This is a genomic window from Winogradskyella litorisediminis, from assembly GCF_042675765.1.
Taxonomy (GTDB): domain Bacteria; phylum Bacteroidota; class Bacteroidia; order Flavobacteriales; family Flavobacteriaceae; genus Winogradskyella; species Winogradskyella litorisediminis.
This window is the reverse complement of the sequence record NZ_JBHTJL010000016.1, coordinates 14,768-37,388: the sequence shown is the minus strand read 5'-3', so window position 1 is coordinate 37,388 and position 22,621 is coordinate 14,768. Positions and strand designations below refer to the sequence as shown.

Annotated in this window: 15 protein-coding genes; 2 read left to right on the top strand and 13 right to left on the bottom strand. The window is 33.6% G+C overall.

Features of this window, described 5'->3' with window-relative positions:
* Positions 1-3: 3 nt before the first annotated feature.
* From ACFQ1Q_RS11235 to ACFQ1Q_RS11225, 3 genes are read right to left on the bottom strand one after another with little or no spacing between them, the layout of a single operon-like run.
* Positions 4-1,482, bottom strand: a complete 1,479-nt coding sequence (locus tag ACFQ1Q_RS11235; protein WP_386131379.1) for a TIGR00341 family protein — start codon at positions 1,480-1,482, stop codon at positions 4-6.
* A gap of 3 nt (positions 1,483-1,485) precedes the next feature.
* A complete protein-coding gene (locus ACFQ1Q_RS11230; RefSeq protein WP_386131376.1) occupies positions 1,486-2,568 on the bottom strand; it encodes a mannose-1-phosphate guanylyltransferase in 1,083 nt (360 codons plus the stop codon).
* Between the two features lie 25 nt (positions 2,569-2,593).
* Complete coding sequence (locus ACFQ1Q_RS11225) at positions 2,594-3,196, bottom strand: SprT-like domain-containing protein (protein ID WP_386131373.1); 603 nt, start codon at positions 3,194-3,196, stop codon at positions 2,594-2,596.
* 383 nt (positions 3,197-3,579) lie between these two features.
* Here ACFQ1Q_RS11225 and ACFQ1Q_RS11220 point away from each other — a divergent pair, with 383 nt between their 5' ends.
* Entirely contained in the window at positions 3,580-4,794 is a 1,215-nt protein-coding gene (locus tag ACFQ1Q_RS11220) for a hypothetical protein (RefSeq protein WP_386131370.1), read from the top strand.
* Here the strand turns inward: ACFQ1Q_RS11220 and ACFQ1Q_RS11215 are convergent.
* The 10 genes from ACFQ1Q_RS11215 to porU form a co-directional block, all read right to left on the bottom strand.
* On the bottom strand, positions 4,787-5,488 hold the full coding sequence (locus ACFQ1Q_RS11215) for a class I SAM-dependent methyltransferase (protein ID WP_386131368.1): 702 nt from the start codon (positions 5,486-5,488) through the stop codon (positions 4,787-4,789). The two genes, ACFQ1Q_RS11220 and ACFQ1Q_RS11215, sit on opposite strands and share 8 nt — an antisense overlap.
* Positions 5,488-6,222, bottom strand: a complete 735-nt coding sequence (locus tag ACFQ1Q_RS11210) for a glycosyltransferase (protein ID WP_386131365.1) — start codon at positions 6,220-6,222, stop codon at positions 5,488-5,490. The genes ACFQ1Q_RS11215 and ACFQ1Q_RS11210 overlap by 1 nt, the downstream gene beginning before the upstream one ends.
* 37 nt (positions 6,223-6,259) lie before the next feature.
* A complete protein-coding gene (locus ACFQ1Q_RS11205; protein ID WP_386131362.1) occupies positions 6,260-10,312 on the bottom strand; it encodes an FG-GAP-like repeat-containing protein in 4,053 nt (1,350 codons plus the stop codon).
* 105 nt (positions 10,313-10,417) lie between these two features.
* Complete coding sequence (locus ACFQ1Q_RS11200; protein ID WP_386131360.1) at positions 10,418-11,101, bottom strand: SDR family NAD(P)-dependent oxidoreductase; 684 nt, start codon at positions 11,099-11,101, stop codon at positions 10,418-10,420.
* On the bottom strand, positions 11,094-12,077 hold the full coding sequence (locus ACFQ1Q_RS11195; protein ID WP_386131357.1) for a M28 family metallopeptidase: 984 nt from the start codon (positions 12,075-12,077) through the stop codon (positions 11,094-11,096). The genes ACFQ1Q_RS11200 and ACFQ1Q_RS11195 overlap by 8 nt, the downstream gene beginning before the upstream one ends.
* Positions 12,078-12,193: 116 nt before the next feature.
* Positions 12,194-13,885: a pyruvate dehydrogenase complex dihydrolipoamide acetyltransferase gene (locus ACFQ1Q_RS11190; RefSeq protein WP_386131354.1), complete on the bottom strand. Its 1,692-nt coding sequence runs from the start codon at positions 13,883-13,885 to the stop codon at positions 12,194-12,196.
* Between the two features lie 3 nt (positions 13,886-13,888).
* Entirely contained in the window at positions 13,889-14,890 is a 1,002-nt protein-coding gene (gene pdhA, locus ACFQ1Q_RS11185) for a pyruvate dehydrogenase (acetyl-transferring) E1 component subunit alpha (RefSeq protein ID WP_386131351.1), read from the bottom strand.
* 134 nt (positions 14,891-15,024) lie between these two features.
* Entirely contained in the window at positions 15,025-15,507 is a 483-nt protein-coding gene (gene cdd, locus ACFQ1Q_RS11180; RefSeq protein WP_386131348.1) for a cytidine deaminase, read from the bottom strand.
* Between the two features lie 72 nt (positions 15,508-15,579).
* Positions 15,580-16,779 (bottom strand): type IX secretion system outer membrane channel protein PorV, encoded by a 1,200-nt coding sequence (porV, locus tag ACFQ1Q_RS11175; protein WP_386131345.1) that lies wholly within the window; start codon positions 16,777-16,779, stop codon positions 15,580-15,582.
* Between the two features lie 62 nt (positions 16,780-16,841).
* Complete coding sequence (gene porU, locus ACFQ1Q_RS11170) at positions 16,842-20,690, bottom strand: type IX secretion system sortase PorU (RefSeq protein ID WP_386131342.1); 3,849 nt, start codon at positions 20,688-20,690, stop codon at positions 16,842-16,844.
* A gap of 256 nt (positions 20,691-20,946) precedes the next feature.
* On the opposite strand from porU, the gene gldJ reads away from it, so the two are divergent.
* Positions 20,947-22,617 (top strand): gliding motility lipoprotein GldJ, encoded by a 1,671-nt coding sequence (gldJ, locus tag ACFQ1Q_RS11165; protein WP_386131339.1) that lies wholly within the window; start codon positions 20,947-20,949, stop codon positions 22,615-22,617.
* The last annotated feature ends 4 nt before the right edge of the window (positions 22,618-22,621 follow it).

Here is a 22,621-nt window from a genome sequence, read left to right as displayed (position 1 = left end):
TACCTAATTTACATTTCTTATTACCAAAGGTTCTTTAGCTAACTTTAATTTTAACCATTCTCCAAGTTTTTTAGAATTTTTTAATCTAATCTCAGGTGAGGTTAAAGAATCATTCCATTTAAAACTAAATATTGGTATTGTATCTATTTTTTTAAAATTTGAAGTAAGCTCTTCTGCATAGCTTATAGACTCTAATTCTTCATAATTTATCTTTGCTTCCTTAACAATTTGATCAAAAGGAATTTGGTTTTGCTCTAAACGAGATAATTCTTTGACTTTATTTTCAAGAAAAATAATTTTTTGTCCTTGAGTTAATAAATCTAAAGAGTCTCTAGTACGAAGTTGCTCCATATACTCTAGGTTATTTATCACTCTATTTTTAACCTGATTAATTTCTAATTTTGTATTACCCAAGGAAGAATAAGCTTCGTCTTTTAATCTAAAATCCAGAAAATTACGACTATCTTCAGAAATTTCGTCAGTAGCAAAAGGGCGTAAATATATTACTGATTGGCCGTCTTTTACATATTCGTAAGTCGCATTTTGTTTTATATATCTACTATTTGGTAATGTCTCTAGTTCAGAATTTATAAAATTTCTTGCAGCAGTTTCAAATCGACTTTCTCTAATTACATCTATAAAAGTAAAAATGGCAGGAATCGTAACAACTATTGCTAATATTGAAGCTATCCTAGAAATATTTCTTCTCTTTTTTGAATTTGCATATTTAAGCATTGGAAATTTCAATAATTTCAACACTAAAAACGACGCCAACGCTATAAAAATAGTATTGATTGCAAATAAATACATAGCACCAAAAAAGAAAGACCAATTGCCTTTTGCTAGACCATAACCAGCAGTACACAAAGGCGGCATCAAGGCAGTGGCAATAGCAACACCAAATATTACGGATGCAATAGTTCCTTTTTTACATCTTGCAATAATAAGTGCTAAACCACCAAAAAAAGCAATTAATACGTCTCTAAAATCGGGATGCGTACGGCCTAAAAGCTCAGAAGTATCTTCACTTAAAGGAAAAAAATAAAAAAACAAAAATGCTGTAATTAAACTTAATACAATCATTATCAATAAATTAATTATTGATTTTTTGAGTGTATCGATATCATTTATTGCAATAGAAAGCCCGACACCCAATATTGGTCCCATTAACGGAGAAACTAACATGGCACCAATTACTACAGCTGTTGAATCTGCATTAAGACCAACAGATGCTACAAAAATTGAACATATCAAAATCCACGCTGTTGCACCTTGAAATGAAATATCACTTTTTATAGCATTTATAGTAGTGTCTCTATCTGTATCGTTCCTAAAATCTAAAAGTTCTCTAAAGAAAAAAGATATACTTTGAAATAAGTTTTCTGAACTATCCTTTATACTGCCTGTTGGAGTTGCTTTTACTTTTGGCTCTTTAAACTCTGATTCATCGTCAGAGAAATTAAATTTATTTTCTTCGCTCATAACTTACCCGTATTGTTCGCCGTACTTTTCTTTAACGGCTTGTAAAACCTTTTTAATATCTTGCTCTTTGGCCTTTGGATATATCATTAATACCTCATCTTTATCTACAATAATATAATCCTCTATACCGTCAACAACTACAATTTTATCTTTGCTTGTACGAATCATATTACCTGAAGCATCTTCAACCAAAGTTTTGGCATTTACTACTGCGTTTTCAGATTCATCCTTGTCTAATTTATCGTATAAACTGCCCCAAGTACCAAGGTCGTTCCAATCAAAAGTTGCAGGTATTACAAAGACATTTTTACTTTTTTCCATAATGGCATAATCCACAGAAATGTTTTCAGCTTTACCATAATTGTCTTTGATAAAATCGTGCTCATCTTCTGTATTATAAACCGGAATACCAAGTGCAAATAGTTGAAACAATTCAGGTTGATTATTTTTAAATGTGTTAACTACCGTTTTTACGCTCCACATAAATATTCCAGCATTCCACAGAAAATTACCTTGATTTAAAAATGATTTTGCGGTTTCGTAATCTGGTTTTTCTCTAAATTGATTGACACTTTTAATTTCTGAAGTACTTGTTTTATCAAATTCTATATAACCATAACCTGTATTTGGAAACGTCGGTGTAATACCCAATGTCATTAAGGCGTCATTTTCTGAACAAAAATCGAATGCTGTTTTTACATTTTGCGAAAAAGCAATTTCATCCTCAATCCAATGGTCACTTGGCGCAACAATCATTACAGCATCTGGATTTTCTTTCTGTATTTTTAGCGAAGCATATAAAATACAAGGTGCAGTATTACGCATGGCTGGCTCTAAGACCACTTGTCTCTCGGTTACATTTGGCAATTGTTTAAACACTAAATCGTTATATCGCTCATTGGTGAGAATAAAAATATTTTCTTCGGGAATAAGATTTGCTAAACGTTTAAATGTTTTTTGAATAAGTGTATCGCCAGTTCCCAACATATCATGAAACTGTTTTGGAAAATCTCGTGTACTCACTGGCCAAAATCTTGACCCAATGCCACCTGCCATAAGTATGGCATAATAATTTTTATTCTTCATTATCGTCTTATTCAATCCAAATGGCTTAGGCTTCTTCTAACAATTGAACCTCAGCGTTTGGGTTAAACAAATATAGTTTACCTGAGTTTAACTCTAAACATTCAAATCGTTTTCTTCGCTTTGGACCTTTTTTAAATATTCGTCCATTGTAGAGCTTAAATGTTACACCTTCTGGAATTTCAAAAATAAATGTTTTATCATTTTCTTCGTCATACTGCTTTAAAGCCAAAGCTAAATTTGCATCAGTATCGCTAGATGCTTTAGGATTTTTAAAATGATTGGCTAAAAGAGGCAACAAATCTAAGGGGAAAATCTCTGGATTTAAAAATGGCAAGATTAAATGCTGAAAAGTTTGCTTCCACTCTATTCCGTGTGGCTTAATTTTGTTTCCAAAAGTTTTATAAGCTTTGAGGTGCGCAATTTCATGTATAAGTGTTATCAGAAACCTATATTCGTTTAAGTTTGAATTTATAGTGATTTGATGATTACCACTAGATAGTTTGCGATAATCACCATGTCTCGTTTTACGTTCTTTTTTAACTTTTATAATGAGGTTTTGGTCTTCAATTATAGCTTGAACACCACTTCGAGATTTTATAGGAATATGATTGAGAAAATCGTTTTGCATTTTTACAAAAATAGTACAAAGCATTGATGAACAATATTGAAACAATCCTAATATTTAAATAAATTTTTTGTTGTTTTAATTTTTCTAAATTGCGTCAAACAAAATTCACTATGTCCAATTCCTTAGGATACAACTTAAACAAAACGCTTTGTGTTTATTTTACATTCAGCTTTTTACTCTGTTTAGGTTTAAATTATGGCATCTTAAAAGACTACATATTTTTAGACGCAAATTATTACTTATACACATCTAAACGCGACCCAAATTTTCATGTTGAATTTATTCAAGGCGGAAGACCTTTGTTGGGTTTATGGTGCGAATTTATTTATGGTACAATCAGTAAAACCATAAGTAACTTAAAATGGGTACGCTTATTTGCGTTAGTGACCTCAGTTATATTTTCTACTCAAGTCTTTAGCTATTTACTACAATTAAAAATTAAAATATGGACTGCGGCTCTTTTTTCAATTTTAATTTTAGCCTTACCAGCATTCAGCGTGTACTTTTCTTGGAGTGCAACGGCAGAAATACCCTTACTTTTAATACTAAACTTTTTTGCTGGATATAAGCTGCTTAAAGCGATAAAAGTCAAAAGAAAACAGATTTTGAATTATTGTCTAGTGTTATGCATTGTTTTAATATGTCTATTTTTCTATCAACCTGCGGCAATGGCGTTTCTTCTGCCACCTATTATTTTAATGATTTTTAAAAATGAATTTGAATTGAACCATTGGGTTAAAATTCTTTTTTTTACAATGGTATGTTTTGCTGTGTATTTTATAAGTTTTAAAACAATGCTCCAAGCTTTTGAAATAGAACCATCAGAGCGTACAACACTTAATCTTTTAAGTTTACCAAAAAAAATAGCGAAATTTTTCTTTTTCGAAATTCGCATCCTATTGCAAAATAGTGGCTTTTTAGTTGGTTCAATTATCAGCTTTATCATTGGTACAATTTGTTTTTTTGGCTTTTTGTATGTTAAATATTTCAAAGAAAAAGTAAGCCTATTTTACATTTTCGCAGCTATTTTAATTTTACCGTTAAGCTATGCGCCAAATATTTTATCTAGTCAAGACTATTTTTCAATGCGTACCATCGCACCTACAGCTATAATTATTCTATTTTACCAATTATACTTTGTCCAGTATTTTATAAAAAAAGAGAGCAAAACAAAGTTTGTAATAATTATTCCAATACTATTATTGGTTTTAAGTGCTTATAATCTCAATAGCTATATATGTAATATTCAAGCTATAGAATATAAAACACTCAAAATGAATTTTGAAAAATTCGATATTAAGCCTAATGAAAATTTTAGTATGATTAGACCAGAACGTAATTTCTTGGAAAAAAATGAAATAATTAATAGAAGATTTTCTACTGAATTTGGTTGCCTTTCATCAGTAAATGATTGGTCCGCTCCTTATTTATTCTGCCAATTAAAATGGGAAAACTCTAGGAATTTAGATAAATCTGAAGAATTTTTTTCTCCAAAAAATATTTCTATTTATTCAGAGTCTGAGGCTTACAAAATAAAACCACAAGAAAAAATAATAAATTTGGTAGCTCTATTTAAAACTTCTTTTTCTGTTAATTAATATTATCATTAATATAAAGCCAATCATTTTGCAAGCAACTTACTTTTCCGTCATGACCAAACGTATCTAAAACGGTATGTTTGTAAGGGAAGAAATTAACATGTAAATCAAAAGTATATTTGTAATTTTTTTGTCTAGGAACAACTATTATAAGACGCTTTTTACAAACGCGCTTCAGTTCTTTGAGTGCAAGATTAATATTTACAATATGCTCAATCGTATGCGTACAAATTACGGTATCAAAAGAGTTGTCATCAAATGGAATAGCTTCAATTGTTGCTTCAACATAATTGATATTTTCAGAATTTTCAAGAAAATCAGGAATATTAAAATCAACACCTGTAACAATTAGGCTTTTATCTTCGGCAATTTTTTTTACCAAATAACCACGACCGCAAGAAATATCTAAAATTGTCTTCCCTTTTAAATTATTCAAAATAAACTTAATAGATTTTGTATTTAAATCTGTTTCTCTTTTAATATGTAAATCTTCGGTGGTTTTGTAAAAGTTTTGCATTTCTTCAACGCTAAATTGTGAAGCTTTTGATTTAAACGTCATAAATTTTTTATAATCTTTTTTAAAAAGAAGATAGAAAAATGGAGCCATAAACGCTTTTGAATCTCTTAATAATGGCGGAATAAGATTATCAAAAATCCAATTTATCCGGTTTGTGATGTTTCTAGATAATCTCATTATTTATACTGTTTTAAAATATGATAACGAAATGGCAAACTTATAACATCGATAAACATTCTAATAGAAGAACTAAACAAATTAATAGTGGAAATTTTATTGCCTTGAAATTGTACAGGACTTCTTTTAATTGAAATATTAAACTTATAACATAGATAAATACTCTCTACATCAAAAGCAAATCCATCAATTCTCGTTTTTGAAAAAATTTTATTTGCTGCAAATGCAGTAAATCCTTTAATACCGCATTGGGTATCTCCAACATTCTTTATTGTAAAACTTTTTACAAAAAACGTAAACAATTTACTAGACAGTTTTCTGAGAAATGTCATTGTTACATGATAATCTGAATCTTTGTCTAATCGATTTCCAATACAAACTTCGTAATTATCTTCAAGTAAACTTTGAAGAATTTTGTGTATAACATCTAGTCCATAAGGAATATCGGCATCAGTAAAAATTCTTACTTCACCTGTTGCTGCCAACATACCAGATTTAACAGCATAACCTTTGCCTCTATTTTTTGAATATGAAATGAGTTTGAAATCGTCATCATCAGGTGGAATAATCTTTAATACGGTTTCCGTTTCGTCCGAGCTACCGTCATTCACGATTAGAATCTCAACATCAAAGTCTTGTTTTTCTTTCCAGCGCTTAAGTTTTTCAACTGTATCTTCAATAAACGAAGCAGCATTATAAACTGGGATAATAAGACTTAAATGATGTTGTTGCAATACGATTGAATTAGTTAACTATCAAAAACAGTTTTTATTATTTAACTGCAACAACTTTCGATGATGTGTTTACCTTTAAAACATACAATCCAACTTCAGCATTATTGAGTTTAATTGTTGTGGTTTCAGAGAGACTATCAAAATTTAACTTAGTAAAATTAATTGCTCGACCTCTCATATCAAAAACGCTAATTGACTCATTACCATTAGTATGACTAATATTGAATTGTTGGTCACTTGTTGGGTTTGGATAAATCCTATGTTCTACCAATTCAAAATCTTCATTTGCTAAACTAGCTTGAAAATAAGGTACTGCAAATGCAAAAGCATCATCAGCCACTTCCTGACCTATAAAACGACCTGGTAAATCATCAGCTGGTGGATGAATTCCGCCCCAAATACGAGACAAACTAGTTTGATCAGAAGCATCTCTATAAGTTGCCCATTGTAAGGTTACATCAACAGAAGGTCCTTTTTCAAATACTAAAAATTCATCTTTTTTTGCTACAAATTCTCCAACGCCACCAGGGAAAAATGGGTCACCAGTTAATTTTGTTAAAATTTCTGAGGCCGCTCTTGAAAACGTTGAATGCCCAGAAACATAACCCGCAAATGGTGGTGTTACAAAAGTTGGACGCTGATACGGATACCAATCTTCAGCTAAAATCCAACCAACACCTGCAACATCTGTTGTTGGGTCAGTAATAAAGTCATGACCGCGCCATGTGTATAATTTTATTTTCCCGATATTCTGCCCAAAAAAACCAGCCAATGGGTCGCCTGCTTCAATTTGTTCTATAAAACCAGGTATTAACTTAATTCCTGAAACACTGTAGTTTGGTGCCATTGGGTCAGAACTTTGACCTTGTTCAGCAGCCATATATCGTATTGCGGAGATTGGCCTAATGTAATCATGCCAACCTTTAACACTCCATGCTGAAATTGCTGCATCATGCATGGCACCACCTAGAATAAAATAAGCTTTTACATCCCATTCTAATCCATCTAATATGGCACCTTGACCCTCAAATTGTTTCACGAATTGCGGATGGTCATTTACATAATTTAATATGGTAAACCAATGACCTGGTGGTGTTTCAGAATCTGGACCATCTGCCCAAAATTCAGCTAATACTCTCGCATAATCAGCACGCGGTACAATATTTGGATTATATGGTGTGGATGTGACTGGATTTACAGAATGTCCTGTACTATTATCTCCTCCACTTTCAAAATTATAGAATGAGGGATAGTTTGCAAAATCCGTTGGAAAATTAGCAATATCTGTATTACCAATATTCCCTGGCGAAATATCAATCATCACGCCATCTGTCGGGTCCATATGAGACTGCCAAACAGATACCATTGAAAAACCCCATTTGTATTGTTCGCTCTCAGTATCTTCAGTCGTTGTATTTATTTGCGGTGGTGCTTGCGGATTATGATACACTTTATAGATGTTGCCATCTCTAGTTAGCGTAACAGCATCTTCATCTTTAAGTGCAAAAGGCGCTACATTTCCCCATTCTGGGCTTAAAAATTCTGGCACATTTCCACTAACCACATTTCCTCCTTGATCAATAAATGTATCTAATCCCAAAGGTTGCCAACGGTTTGGGTCAACAACAGGAGGATTATTATTTGATTCTAAATCATACGGTTGGTTAACGGGTTCGTAATAATCATTATCATAACCTGTTAACTCTCGTGAGCCATCTTGTAACCCATAATCTATTAAAGTCTGAGCGACATAATTACCAAATTCTGCTGCATCACCCGAAGTGTAGTCTAAAGAAGTTAATGTTGTATCGTAACCTAAACTATTCATTAATAAATCTATTCTTTCTTGTGTGGCTTCTGCACCAGGAGAATTTTGAAAGCGATAAGAAATTAAGCGATACATTGCATAACTTATTGCTTTTTTAATAGATGCTTCATCTGATTCTAAAGGAGTAAAATCGTCCAAATTACTTGTAAATCCTTGTACAGTATTACCAATTAAATATGGTGTTGCTTTATCATCGTTATATACTGCCCAGACATCATACATTGCAACACTTGTATGAAAAAGATTTCGTGCATGGACTGTAGGCCGAGCAAAATCACCTCTAATAGCGGAAAGTAACACCTCATTCCATAATCTTGAAATTGAAATATTATCTGGTAAATTGTTTGCAGAAAGCGTCACACTCAATGACTCAGATAAACTCGAGCAATTAGTATCTGTCTCAGTAACAGAAACTGTACCTTGAGGTTCAACTTCCCAAAGTACCGTAATCTCATTCGTGCCTTGACCATTTAGAATTTCACCACCTTCAACATGCCAATTTGCTGTTGAACCCGAAGCAATATTATACGAATAAGATTCAACACTGTAATATGAAGTGTTTGCACTACCAATAATAGCTTGAGATGGTAAATATGTACAAGAACCATCATCAATTGTTGCCATCGGATTATAATTACAGGAAATCTCATCGGTGCAACCATACACTTTTTGACTTGGTGTTATATTTAAATTTGAAATTGAAGAACCTTCAACTGCCAAAAACGTAGCATTAATTACTAAAGTACTGTTTGTGTTATCATAAGTTTCAACCAAACCAGAAGGCCAAGTAATTTCTATAGAATTAATAACTGTATCATCATCTAGCCCAAAATAAAGCGCTTGTTGACTCTGACTTAAAAATCCAACACCAGAATTATAACGAATTAAAGTTCTTGCTGGAGTACTCAATTTTACTGATGCTCCAACAGCATTCCTGTTAGATGTTGAACCTTGTAAATTAAGCTTAAAATAATTTTTTGCAGAGGATACATCATCGTAATTAAGTAATAGATTTTCGTATAAAAATATCTTTCCATTACTGTTAGTCACCAGCAAATCAATATCACCATCGTTATCATAATCAAAATCTATAGCTTCAACGCTTACAGAATTTTCATCGAGTCCTAAAGCTGAAGAAACATCTTGAAACATATTACTTCCTTGTGTATTTAAATTGCTGAAATACTTGTTTTGTTCTGCGCCTCGCGAAACTGTTTCAAAACCATTTGCAAAAAATATATCTTCATCTCCATCTAAATCAAAATCCGCAAATCGAGCCAATTTTGACCATTGCGTATTACTGATTCCTAGAGATGCTGAATTTTCTGTAAAGGTATTATCACCATCGTTTGTGTATAAAGCATTATTATCAACACCAGTTACTAGAAAATCAAAAAAACCATCATTGTTATAATCCCCAATCGTTATTCCGGTTTCTCCATTAGTTGTATTGACACCGTAGGCTGCAGCTGAGTTTGAAAAAGCTCCTGATGCGTTTAAAAATAAATCGTTTGTTTGTAATAAGTGATTTGGAGCTAATAAATCCATATTACCATCTAAATCAAAATCGAAAGGTAAAGATGAATAACTGGCCAAGTTTGAATTTATAGGAGCCTGAAGTCCCGTGTCAACCGTGACATTTGTAAATGAGTTATTACCATTGTTTTTATAAAGTTGATTGCTACCGCATGTATTGTAATCATTAATATAAATATCTAATAGCCCATCATTATTATAGTCGAACCACGTTGCGCTCATGTTGCGGCAACTATTTAAATCATCGAAACCAGCAATTGAAGTAATATTTGCAAAAGTACCATTGCCTAAATTTCGCCATAATTGTACTTTAAAAGAATAGGTTAAAAATAAATCTGGATGTCCATCATTATTATAATCACCCCAAGAGGCGCCATTTTTCTGGCCATCTAAACCGTCAAAATCTGCTCCAGCTTCTGCTGGCAATAACAAGTCTGAAAAACCTGCTACTTCGGTAACATCTGTGAATGAGCCATCGTTGTTATTTCTAAATAATCGGCTTAAAGTTTTAGGGGCATTTTCATCATCTGGAGCTTTAGCAACTACAAAAATATCTAAGTCGTTGTCACCATCATAATCTGCAACAGCAACACCGTTATTTTCTTCAAGAATATCTAAGCCAACGTTATCTTCGACTCTACTGAATGTTTGCGCATTAAGTATTTGAGATAAACACCCAAAAACAATGCAAAAAACTAGATGCTTTGTGAGTAATTTCTTCAACATAAAACAATTTTTGACTAATATAAAAATTAGTCTTAAATAATTGTTAATGTCTCGCTTTAATTAACATTGTATCAGACCAAAAACCTAATTTATCGGTAAAGGAATTTACGGCGTAGAATTAGAAACTTGAAGTACTTTTCCGTTGTAAAATTTATTGCTCTTTAAAGCAAATTCTGAAATGTATTCAGCCATTTCTAAAGCCGTTGTTGGAGCTTCGTAACCTGGAAAGGCTTCTTCTAACATTTCGGTTTGTACAGCACCTAATGCCAGTACGTTAAATTGTGGTCCTGTTTCTTTATATTCTTCGGCCAATAATTCAGTTAAAGTTATAACCGCACCTTTACTAGAACTATAGGCTGCTAAACCCGGAAACTTAATACTTCCTTGTATGCCACCCATTGAGCTAATTGTTACTATATGTCCATTACTTTTCATAAATGGTAATGCAATCCGTGTCATTTCTGCAACGCCAAACACGTTGGTTTGGTAGACTTTTGTAAAATCTAGAATCGTTGTCTCCGCAAATGGTTTATTAAGCAACATACCAGCGTTGTTGATGAGGATGTCAATGTGTTTCCATTCATTTTGAACAAAAGTTTCCACTTTCTTGTAATCATCTTCATTGCTTAAGTCAAAAGAAAAACTTGATACATTGTCTAGTTTTAAATCTAAAATTGGTTGACTATTTCTAGATAAAGCCAAAACCTTATGACCTTGATTAGCAAAAAGCTTGACCATCTCAAAACCAATTCCTCGGCTAGTTCCTGTTATTATAATGTGTTTACTCATTGGTTAAAACAATTTCTTTAGCAGGTGCATTAATTAGTTTTTCTAATCCTGGAATAGCCTTATTTATAAAATTAGACATAAAGGTGTAATCCATTATATTAGCTTCATCTCCGACTTTATGATATTGGTCAAAATTAGTGAGGTCACAAGAAGAAATAGTATGACTTGGCACATTGAATTCTTGTACAAATGCGTAATTATCTGAACGTTGGTATAAACTATATTTTTTTGAAACTTCAGAAAATCCGATGAGATTAGAACCTTGATATGCATTAAATTTCTCAGCAAAATTAGACTTATCAAAACCAGTTAAAAATACTTCGTAATCTCTATCTTTAAAAGGCACACCAAGCATTTCAAAATTTATCATGGTATACAAATCTATATCTTGAAATTTAAGTCTTTCAGCTAATGCTTTGGAACCACGTAAACCCATTTCCTCTGCAGAAAATAAAGCAAAAATTACGCTGCGTTTGTTATTTCCTTTATCAGCAAAATATTTAGCAATACTCATTACAGTTGCTGTACCAGTGGCATTATCATTTGCACCATTGGCAATTGAATCGTTCTCCACTTTTTTACCAAAACCTATATGGTCGTAATGGGCACCTATAACGATAAACTCATTTTTCAATTTGTCGTCCGTACCTTCCAAATAACCAACAACATTGTAGCCTGTAATACTGTCTTCTGCTCTACCTTTAAATTTAAATTCATCTAAAAACCCATCAAAATAAGGCTTTACACCGTAAGATTTTAATTGCTTTTCTATATAACTTGCGGCTTTATCAATGCCTTCAGTTCCAGTATTTCTTCCATTTAATTCATCGGAAGCTAAATAGGTGACAATTTCTTTGACTTCTTCTGTAGTAATGGTTATCCCTTCTTTTTCTGCATTTTTAGACGAATCATCTTTCTTGGTTTTACAGCTAAAAACCAGACTAGAAATTACTAAAAGCAATATTATTTTTTTCATATTAAAAATTTTTAAAGACTAAAGATAAAAAAACCTGAATTGAATTAGTTTCAAATCAGGTTTTATGTTTTATAGATTCTAGAACTAATTCAGAATCACATATTCTGAAGGTTTTATTATACCAACATCGTAACAGGATTCTCAATGTATCCTTTTAAAGTTTGAAGAAATTGTGCTCCTGTTGCGCCATCAACCGTTCTGTGGTCGCAAGCTAAAGTTAGTTTCATAGTATTACCAGGTACAACTACTCCGTTTTTAACTACTGGTTTTTGAACGATTGCACCAACAGATAAAATTGCTGAATTTGGCTGATTGATAATTGAAGTAAAACTCTCGATACCAAACATTCCTAAATTAGAAATGGTAAACGTGCTGCCTTCCATTTCCTCTAAAGTCAATTTTTTGTTCCTTGCACGACCAGCATAATCTTTAACTGCTGCGCCAATTTGAGGTAAACTTTGCTCATTTGCAAAACGCACTACTGGTACAACCAAACCGTCTGGTACCGCAACTGCAACACCAATATGTACATGATTATTCATACGCATTTTATCATCAAACCACTGCGAATTAACTTGTGGATGCTGACGTAATGCTAATGCGCAAGCCTTAACAATCATGTCGTTAAAAGAAATCTTTGTGTCTGGCAAAGAGTTGTATTGTGTACGGAATGCGATAGCATTGTCCATATCAAACTCTACATTAAGATAGTAATGTGGTGCTGTAAATTTAGACTTCGCTAAGTTTTTAGCAATAGCTTTACGCATGTTGCTGTTTTTCACCTCATCGAAATCTTCTTGACCTGTAGCCACAAATTTAGCAACTGGTGCAGAAGAAGCTCCTGCCGCAGTTGGCGTAAAGTTTTCAATATCGCGTTTTACAATTCTACCATTTTCTCCAGAACCATTAACTTGACTTAGATTTATACCTTTTTCTTCGGCCATCTTTTTTGCTAATGGAGATGCGAAAATTCTACTATTTGAAGATGAAACCGAAGATGCGGAAGATGTTGAAGTTGTCGTTTCTTCTTTTTTAGTTTCAGCTTTTGGTTCTTCTTTTTTCTTTTCTTCTTTTTTTGACTCAGACTTTGATTCTGATTTTGATTCTGATTTTTTCTCAGAACCGCCACCAACTTTAAAGTTTTTAGCGACATCTGAAACATCTGTTCCTTCGGGTCCAATAATAGCTAGCAGGTCATCAACTTTTGCAGAATCACCTTCTTGTAAACCGATGTGTAATAAAGTTCCTTCGTTAAAAGACTCAAATTCCATCGTTGCCTTATCTGTTTCAATCTCCGCTAAAATATCTCCTTCTTCAACTTTATCGCCTACATTTTTTAACCACGTTGCCACGGTTCCTTCTTCCATTGTATCACTTAAACGTGGCATTGTTACTACAACAACACCTTCAGGTAATTCGACTTCATCAGACGATTCTGAATCATTTTTTGATTCTTCCTCTTTTGAAGACTCAGCATTTTCACTATCATCTGAAACTTCTTCATTACTTTCATTGGTATCGTCTTCTTTTTTTGAAGAACCACCATTTAATAAATCTGAAATATCTTCACCTTCGTCACCAATAATAGCTAAAAGCTCATCAACTTTAGTAGTTTCACCTTCTTGGACACCAATATGAAGTAAGGTACCTTCATGAAATGATTCAAATTCCATCGTGGCTTTATCTGTTTCGATTTCGGCTAAAATATCGCCTTCTTCGATTTTGTCTCCAACGTTTTTTAACCATGATGCAACGGTACCTTCTTCCATGGTATCGCTTAATCTTGGCATGTTAATTACTTCTGCCATTTCTTATTTGATTTTATGGTCTATAAATGGATAATCTTCTTGCTCATAAACAGCATCGTACATAACGTTCTTCTCTGGATATGGGGAATCTTCTGCGAATTTCTCACATTCAGATACTAAGGCTTTTACACGTTTATCGATGACTTTTATTTCATCTTCCGTAGCATATTTTTCTTCGAGAATAATATTCTTAACTTGTGTAATTGGGTCAATTTTCTTGTATTCATTAACCTCATCTTTAGTTCTGTAGTGCTGTGCATCAGACATAGAATGGCCTCTATATCTGTAAGTTTTTACCTCTAAAAATGTTGGTCCACCACCATTTCTTGCTCTTGAAATTGCTTCATCAAAAGCCTCAGCAACTTTAACAGGGTTCATGCCATCAACTGGTCCACAAGGCATTTCGTAACCTAGACCTAATTTCCAAATATCTGTGTGATTAGCGGTACGCTCTACAGAAGTTCCCATTGCATAACCATTGTTTTCACAAACAAAAACGACAGGCAAATTCCAAAGCATAGCTAAGTTAAAAGTTTCGTGAAGTGAACCTTGACGCGCCGCACCGTCACCAAAACAGCAAATAGTTACCGCATCTACATCGTGGTATTTGTCTCCAAATGCAATTCCTGCACCTAAAGGAATTTGTCCACCTACAATTCCGTGACCACCATAAAAACGATGTTCTTTTGAGAAAATGTGCATAGAACCACCAAGACCTTTTGATGTTCCAGTCGCTTTCCCATAGAGCTCAGCCATAACACGTCTTGGGTCAACGCCCATGCCTATTGGCTGTACGTGGTTACGGTAAGCAGTAATCATTTTGTCTTTTGTTAAATCCATTGCATGTAATGCTCCGGCTAAAACAGCTTCTTGTCCGTTATATAAATGAAGAAAACCTCTTACTTTTTGTTGAATGTAAACTGCAGCTAATTTGTCTTCAAACTTTCGCCAAAACAACATGTCCTCATACCATTTTAGGTAAACTTCTTTTGTTACTTTTTTCATCTATTTATTTTCTAAAAATGATTTCCTAGCTTTTATTATAAAGCCGAATAACAAAAATAATATTTTAAGATTTAACCTTTCCTAATATAGAGGTAAAAAATGAAAGGATTTGATTAAAAAAAGTTACGAAAACGTTACAGTACAGAACTTTCAAAAATTAGTGGCAAAAGATTAGCCAATGAATTTGATTTTACCACTTTACCTTCGGCTCCCATAAAATAAATTTCTATAGGTAAATTTTGCTTTACCTCATATTCTGCAATAGCTTGTCGACAAGCGCCACAAGGAGGAATTGGTTTTGAAGTTACTTGATTTTGAGAAGATGCTGTCAATGCCATTTTTAGCATCTTAGCTTTTGGGTATTTTGCGCCAGCGTAATAAATAGCGGTGCGCTCTGCACACAAACCTGATGGATAAGAAGCGTTTTCTTGGTTACTTCCTGAAACTGTTTCACCATTATCTAATAGTATTGCTGCTCCAACATTAAATTTTGAGTAGGGCGAATATGCATTGTTTCGAGCATTAATAGCCTCATTCATTAACTGCTGAACTTCATTAGGAACTTCATCTAAATCTTCATAAACCTGCAACGTTGTTTCAATTTTAAGTTCTTTCATCCCGAATGGTTTTAGACAAAAAAACTACTGCTTTTGGCAATAGTTTTTCTTTTTGTAATTTATTAGTTAAGATTAATACTCTGTGTATTCTCCATCTCCAAAATTAAATGTTAGAGAAAATCGTAATGTATTTTCTAAAGGGCTTTGCACTCTTGAAGCAGAGAACAAATATGATAAATCTAAGTTTATGGTTGTGTACTTAAAACCTGCACCTAAAGCAAAAAATTTACGAGCACCTTTCTCTTCGGATTCATTAAAATACCCAGCTCTTAGCGCAAAAGACTCGTTGTAGGTATATTCTGCACCTAAAGAATAAGTGAATTCTTTTAACTCTTCACTAAATCCGCCTGGCGCATCTCCAAATGATTGAAATATACCAGATAAAAAGCTAACATCGTTACTCTGACCAGCAGTAATTATAGTTGGCTCGTCAGTATCTTGCTGACCATCTCCATCGGTGTCAACAAAACCTAATTCTGGTGGTGTTGGCACCAACAATTTTGAAACTTCTGCTGTAACAGCCAATTTGCTGTTTTGGTCAAAAATAAAATCAAATCCTCCACCTAATCTTAAGTTTGAAGGTTGAAACACATCTTGACCACCATCATCATAACTAAATTTTGGACCTAAATTTTGCAAAGCAAAGCCTAATCGCCAACGGCCGTTAAAGTCATTGTACGCTTCTTCTTCACTTTGATAATAGCCTGTAATGTCTGCACCAAAAGAACTTCCTGCGTTTGCATTTGGGTCAACTTGACCAATACGTAACGCTGATCTAAAATAACGTAATCCAACAGCCATTGAAAACTGATCTGCTAATTTTAGCGAATAAGCAACGTCAACTGCAAATTCGTTTGGTTTAACAGGAATACCTGGTGTTGTAGCATCTTGTGTTAAGACAATTTCACCAAGGCTAAAATATTTAACACTCGCCGAAACTGCACTAAAATCGCTCAACCTGTTATAATAAGTTAAATAACTTATAGAAATATCATTAACTAAACGTGTTAAGTATGGTGTATAACTAACACCTATACCAGATTTTGATTCTGAAAAAGCATATTTTGCAGGATTGTATTGTTGCGAAAATCCATCGACAGATGTTGCAACTCCCATATCGCCCATAGATGCAGAACGCGCATCTGGCGCAACCAACATAAAAGGTATACCTGTGGTAATAACTGAAGATTGATCAGGGAATACAATAGTTTCTTGTGAAAATGAAACATTTGCTGCTACAAATGCCATACATATAATTAAGATTTTTTTCATTCTAGAATTTTCTTTTTCTACTATGGCGATTTGCCAAAAATGTTAACAAATATAATTTAATATTATAGGATTACAAGTTTTTCAATTTTTTCGACCTGCTTATTTAAACGCTGAGATTTTACTTTTAGTTTATAAATGTACACGCCTTTTCCTATTTTATCTCCAAAGTCATCTAATCCGTCCCAAACAATATCTCTAGATAATGTACTTGTAGATTTCCCTGAAGTATTTGTTTGTCCGTTTAAAGTTTTTACAATTTTTCCTGAAACGGTAAAAATTTGTACTGAAATATCTAACACATCACTACTGTTATGATTGAACCAAAATTCTGTATAATCTACAAACGGATTTGGATAATTAAGTACGTTATCAATGACTAGTTCTTCATTATTGTTAAAGACTTCGAATTGAATTTCTGAAGTAGATGAATTATTATAGACATCCCATGCTTTCACTGTTAAAGTATGCATTCCAGGCTCTAAATCTCTAAAAGCAAATGTTACCGTTCCGTTTGTAAAGTCATCTAAAGAAGCTTCATAATAATCATTTAATACAAAGGGATTAGTTTCATCACCATCTAAAATTGCAGTAATGTCATGACCAATTCCACTAGCGGTATTAATGCCATTATCATCTTGAAGTTTTGCTAGTAATGTCGGTGACTCGTTTGTGATTCCGCCAGAAACAAAATTTTCGTCATTCATAAACAGGTTAATTACTGGACCAATATTATCTTCTTCGGCATTTTCATTAATACCACCAACTTGAATATCGAAACTATGACCGGTTTGGTCCTCTAATACATTAGTTCGCTTTGCATAAAAACTTACTTTTCCTTGTCCTACAGGAATACCTACATCTCGAGGCACAACGAAATTGAAGTCGAATTGCCCATTGGTAATAGACGCCTGACCTTTAAATAAAATTTCGCCAAGCGTTGTAAAATCCATAAAAATCACACCATTAGAATCGGCTGTATTATCGTTAGCTAATGTTCTTCGCTGGATATCTTTATCAAAAACGGTCGCTGTTAAAACACCATTGTAATTATTGATGACGTTACCACTTAAATCTACCACTTCACCAGATAATTTTACACGACCCAAGGCTTGTAGCACATCTGTAGTTTGCGTAATTGGCACATCATTAATTCGTGTTAATCGTATACTAGGTCTCGGTACGGCTAACTTCATTGCTGGGTCACCAATAAAATGAACCAAACGTTTTTGAAAACTCCCAGCAATTTGCGGGTCGAGTTTAGTTTGTCTCAAAGCTTCGGCCATTGAAGGATATTCATTTGAGCCATAAGCAAACAAATAATCCTCTAAAACTTCATTATAATTAGTACCAACGGTAACAAAAATTTGGCGCGTCGTGGTTATTAATCCAATAGCACCTCCATTTTTATTCCAATAGGTAAACTCTCCTGCGGTTTGTAAATCAGGATTATCGTATTTGGTATACTCGCAAGTAACCGTTATAAAGCAATTAAATCTACAGTTATTGTTTAGACTTTGTGAGTCATTAATATCGAAAATTCGCTCGTCAGCTAAGCCAAGTTCTCCACCATGGCCAAAATAATTAACCACCAAAACACCAACGTCTATCGCATTTTTAAAGGCATCATTTACATCTGGATAACGGTCTCCGCCAGAAGATGATAATTGCTGAAATGAATCAGCATGCACTTTTATAGAATTGAAAAACGGTTTTTGGGCTCTAACATCAGTTGCAACATCGTCCGTTGTTTGTTGAAGTATGCGCTCAAATGGCTCGTCCACATCGTCTGAAACTAAAAGAATGTTATTTCTCCAACTACCATAAGAGTCATCAGCATAATAAGCTTCAATTTTATCGACAACCACTTTTGCTCGTTGCGGACTATCCACTAACATTCTACCTACAGCAACATCTAGTCTATTAGACGTTGCAAGTGTACCTTCGTTTTCACCCATAACACCATAAAAGTCGTCTGAAATTAAAGAACTTGTTACGCTAGAGCTATTAAGCGAAAACCAAGATGGCACAAAGTTGGTATTATTTCTAATTCTATCTTTATAATCATAAGATGCGTCACCAAACAATCCTAAATATTTTACGCGTTTATCTGGTGAGCTGGCATTGTTGTATACATATCTCACAAAATTTCTAATTGCTGCAATATCTTGACTGCCGGTGCTAAACTCATTATAAATTTCTTGAAGCGTTATTACTTTAACTGTAATATTATTATGTAATCTATTAATATCAGCTAGTCTTTCGGCTTGACCTAAAAAAAGTTGAGGCGTTATTAAAAGATAATCTACATCTTGAAATTGACCTTGCGAATCGGTAAAAATAGTTCCTTTTAAATTCTGGTTTGCAAGTTGCGTATTTACATCTCCTTTAGGGTTTAAAAAGTCATTAACAGAAAATGCTACGTAATTTCGAAGCTCACCTGCTGAAGTTTTAAAGGTAAATTCTGCCTCACTATTTTCATTTTCAAATGTAGAAATATTAAACACATCAGTAACATCCCAAACTTGTCTTACAGCTGAAGCGTTTCCAACATTATATTGCACTACTCCCGAGTTTGTAGCAACATCATCATTTATAAAAAATAGTTGCTCATTTGCATATTGTAGTTGACGCTTTGATTCAACCTTTATATAATCAAGGTAAGCAGAAGCTACAGGATTACCACCGTTATTATACTCTAAGTCAATCTCTAATGTTTCTGAAGATACATTGACCGAATTGTTATAAAGTGCAGTGGTAGCATAAATAAAACTATCTGGATTTATAGGCGAAATATTTACAGTTGTGGATGCACCAGCTGCAGTTACATTCATTGAACTTGGCAATTCGGAAACAGAACCAAAAGCAATTTGAATATTTACAGGTTCTGTTGTTACAATATTAGGAATATCAAACGTGTAGGTCCTTTGTGTTTCGACATCAAATTTATCTCCAAACCAGCGTCGCCCTAATTTTACAAGATTAAATTCATCAACTTCGTAAAAATCATAATTATCAAATGTGTCTATGGTTATATCTGCTGATTGACTTGGTTGCATTGTAGACGTAATTCGCTTTCCTGCACCAGCACTAATATTTATATAATAATACGTTTTGTCTGTATACAGATTTACGTGCGTGTTCTGTTCTTGGTTGAAGCCTTTTGGGCCAACAGCATAAAATAGGATATAATCTTGGTCATCAAAACTTCCATCAGACTCGCCTATTATTTGAATGGCATTTTCTTGTGGGTCTAAAAATTCAGTTTGCGAATTTAGATAAGGTAGCATTTCGCCACCATTTCCATATATTTTAATAGTTCTCGGGTCAACTGAATTAACATCGATACCTAATTGACTTAAAAAGTTTTTAGACAAACGATGCACTCCTGTTGTATCGACATAAAAACGATACCAATCGCCTGAAGCTAAAACAGAATTACTAATATTTGAAAATGATGAATTAGAAGTTCTATTAGCTGAACCCGTTGAGTAATTTACAGTAAAACTAATAACCTTTTTGTAATTGTTACCGTCTTTGATAATAGGATTAATTTCTAAGTAAGCAGAGCGCTTTCCTCTTGCATCAGTGCTCACTAAAAGAGGTTCTACATTGGGTTTTAGATTTTTCAGATTTAAATCTTTTAGTTCAGAAGAAGAAATAGGTTGAAATCTGACATTACTCAATGTTACAGAACTACTGCTTATTTGCGAAGACTCACTCCATTCTGCAAAGTATGTTAATCCCTTATCCTGAGAATAACTGAAATGATTAGCATCAAAAGATGGCACAACTATCTTAGCATAACCAGCTTCTAGAGTTTGTTCACCAATCCAATCAATAGTAAATTGTTTCTGTTGAGCAAAAGCAAATAAACATAAAAATAAAAGTGAAATTGTAAAGCTCCTTTTCATGGTAAATAAACGCACAAGTTCAGTCCTTATTATAAGGCCTTATTTTTTATTTCAAAAGTACAACAATAATTTATTTTACTACTCGTTATTGATGTGTGAATAAAACGGTAAAACAGAATAAAAATCCGTTGTAAGGAACAAAAAACAGGATGAAATGCATATTTTTTTACACTTTATCGGTAAAAAATGTTGTTTGTTTGTCTTTAATTGCTATATTGCACGTCAATTTAAAAAAGAACTTACTTAATCTATAGTTATGAGAAACGTCATAAATTTTAAATTATTAGCAGCTGCTGCCCTAATCGTTACTGCTTTTAGTTGTAAACGCTCATCAAATTCTAGTAATACAGACAGTGCTACTGGTTGGGCTATAAATGACAAACAAGGTGGTTTTCAATACAACACTAAATTTGAAGAACAAGAAACTCCTCCAGGAACAGTTTTTGTAGAAGGTGGAACTTTTACCATGGGTAAAGTACAAGATGACCCAATGCATGATTGGAACAATACGCCAACCCAGCAGCACGTCCAATCATTTTACATTGATGAGGCAGAAATTACCAATGCTAATTATTTAATGTATTTAGATTATCTAAAAAGTGTTTATCCACCAGAAAATCCTGAGTATACAAATATTTATTATGGCGCTTTGCCAGACACTTTGGTGTGGAGAAATCGCTTAGGGTATAATGAGATGATGACAGAAAACTACTTGCGTCACCCTGCATATGGAAATTACCCAGTTGTAGGTGTAAGTTGGATTCAGGCTGTTGAATACGCTAGCTGGAGAACTGACAGAGTTTCTGAAATGACTCTACAAGAAGCAGGTTATTTAGAAAGAGATTCTCAATACACAGCTGAAGCTGGAAGTACATTTAATACAGACACTTACATAAACGCACCTAGTAGAACTTATGGTGGAAATGATAGTATTATCAACCCTGTAAAATCTAGAAGACGTGTACAAGTTAATGCTAAAGGTGATACAATTAATACTTACGCTAAAAGAGAGTCTGGTTTAATCGGACCAAAATATAGATTACCTACAGAAGCAGAATGGGAATATGCTGCATTAGGTATGAGTGAACTTAGAAATTACAATATTTACAGAGGCCGTAAAAAATATCCTTGGGATGGTCAATACACACGTTCTGGTTCAAGAGCTACACGTGGAGACCAATTAGCTAACTTTAAACAAAGTAAAGGAGATTATGGTGGAATTGCAGGTTGGTCTGATGATGGTGCTGACATTACACAAGAGGTAAAATACTACGAGCCTAACGATTTTGGAATTTACGACATGGCAGGTAATGTAGCCGAATGGGTTGCAGATGTTTACCGTCCAATCGTTGATGATGAGTTTAACGATTTCAATTATTACAGAGGTAACACTTATTATAAAAATGAAATCAATGATGATGGAACCGTTAAAATCGTACAAGAAACAGTTTACGACACTTTAAGTAATGGTAAAATTGTTGCTCGTGTTCTACCAGGTGAAATTGCAACTACTGAAATTGATGGAGATGATACTTATCTAAGAACAAATTTTGACCGTAGCGATAACAGAAACTTTAGAGACGGTGACCAAAAATCATCAAGATATTACAGAGATAATTTTGAAGATGGTGAAGATGGAAAATTTGATACACGTAAAATGTACAATTCTCCAAAACACAGAATTGAAAGAGATTCTGCTTCTGGAGAAATCATTAAAGAGTATGACGAGTCAAGTAGAAGAACATCTTTAATCAACGACGAAGCTCGCGTTATTAAAGGTGGTTCATGGAGAGATCGCTCTTATTGGTTAGACCCAGCTCAGAGACGTTATTTCCCACAAGACATGGCAACAGACTACATCGGATTTAGATGTGCTGTTTCTCGTGTAGGCTCAAAAGCTAAAAACGATAAGAAAACAAGAAACTAAATTC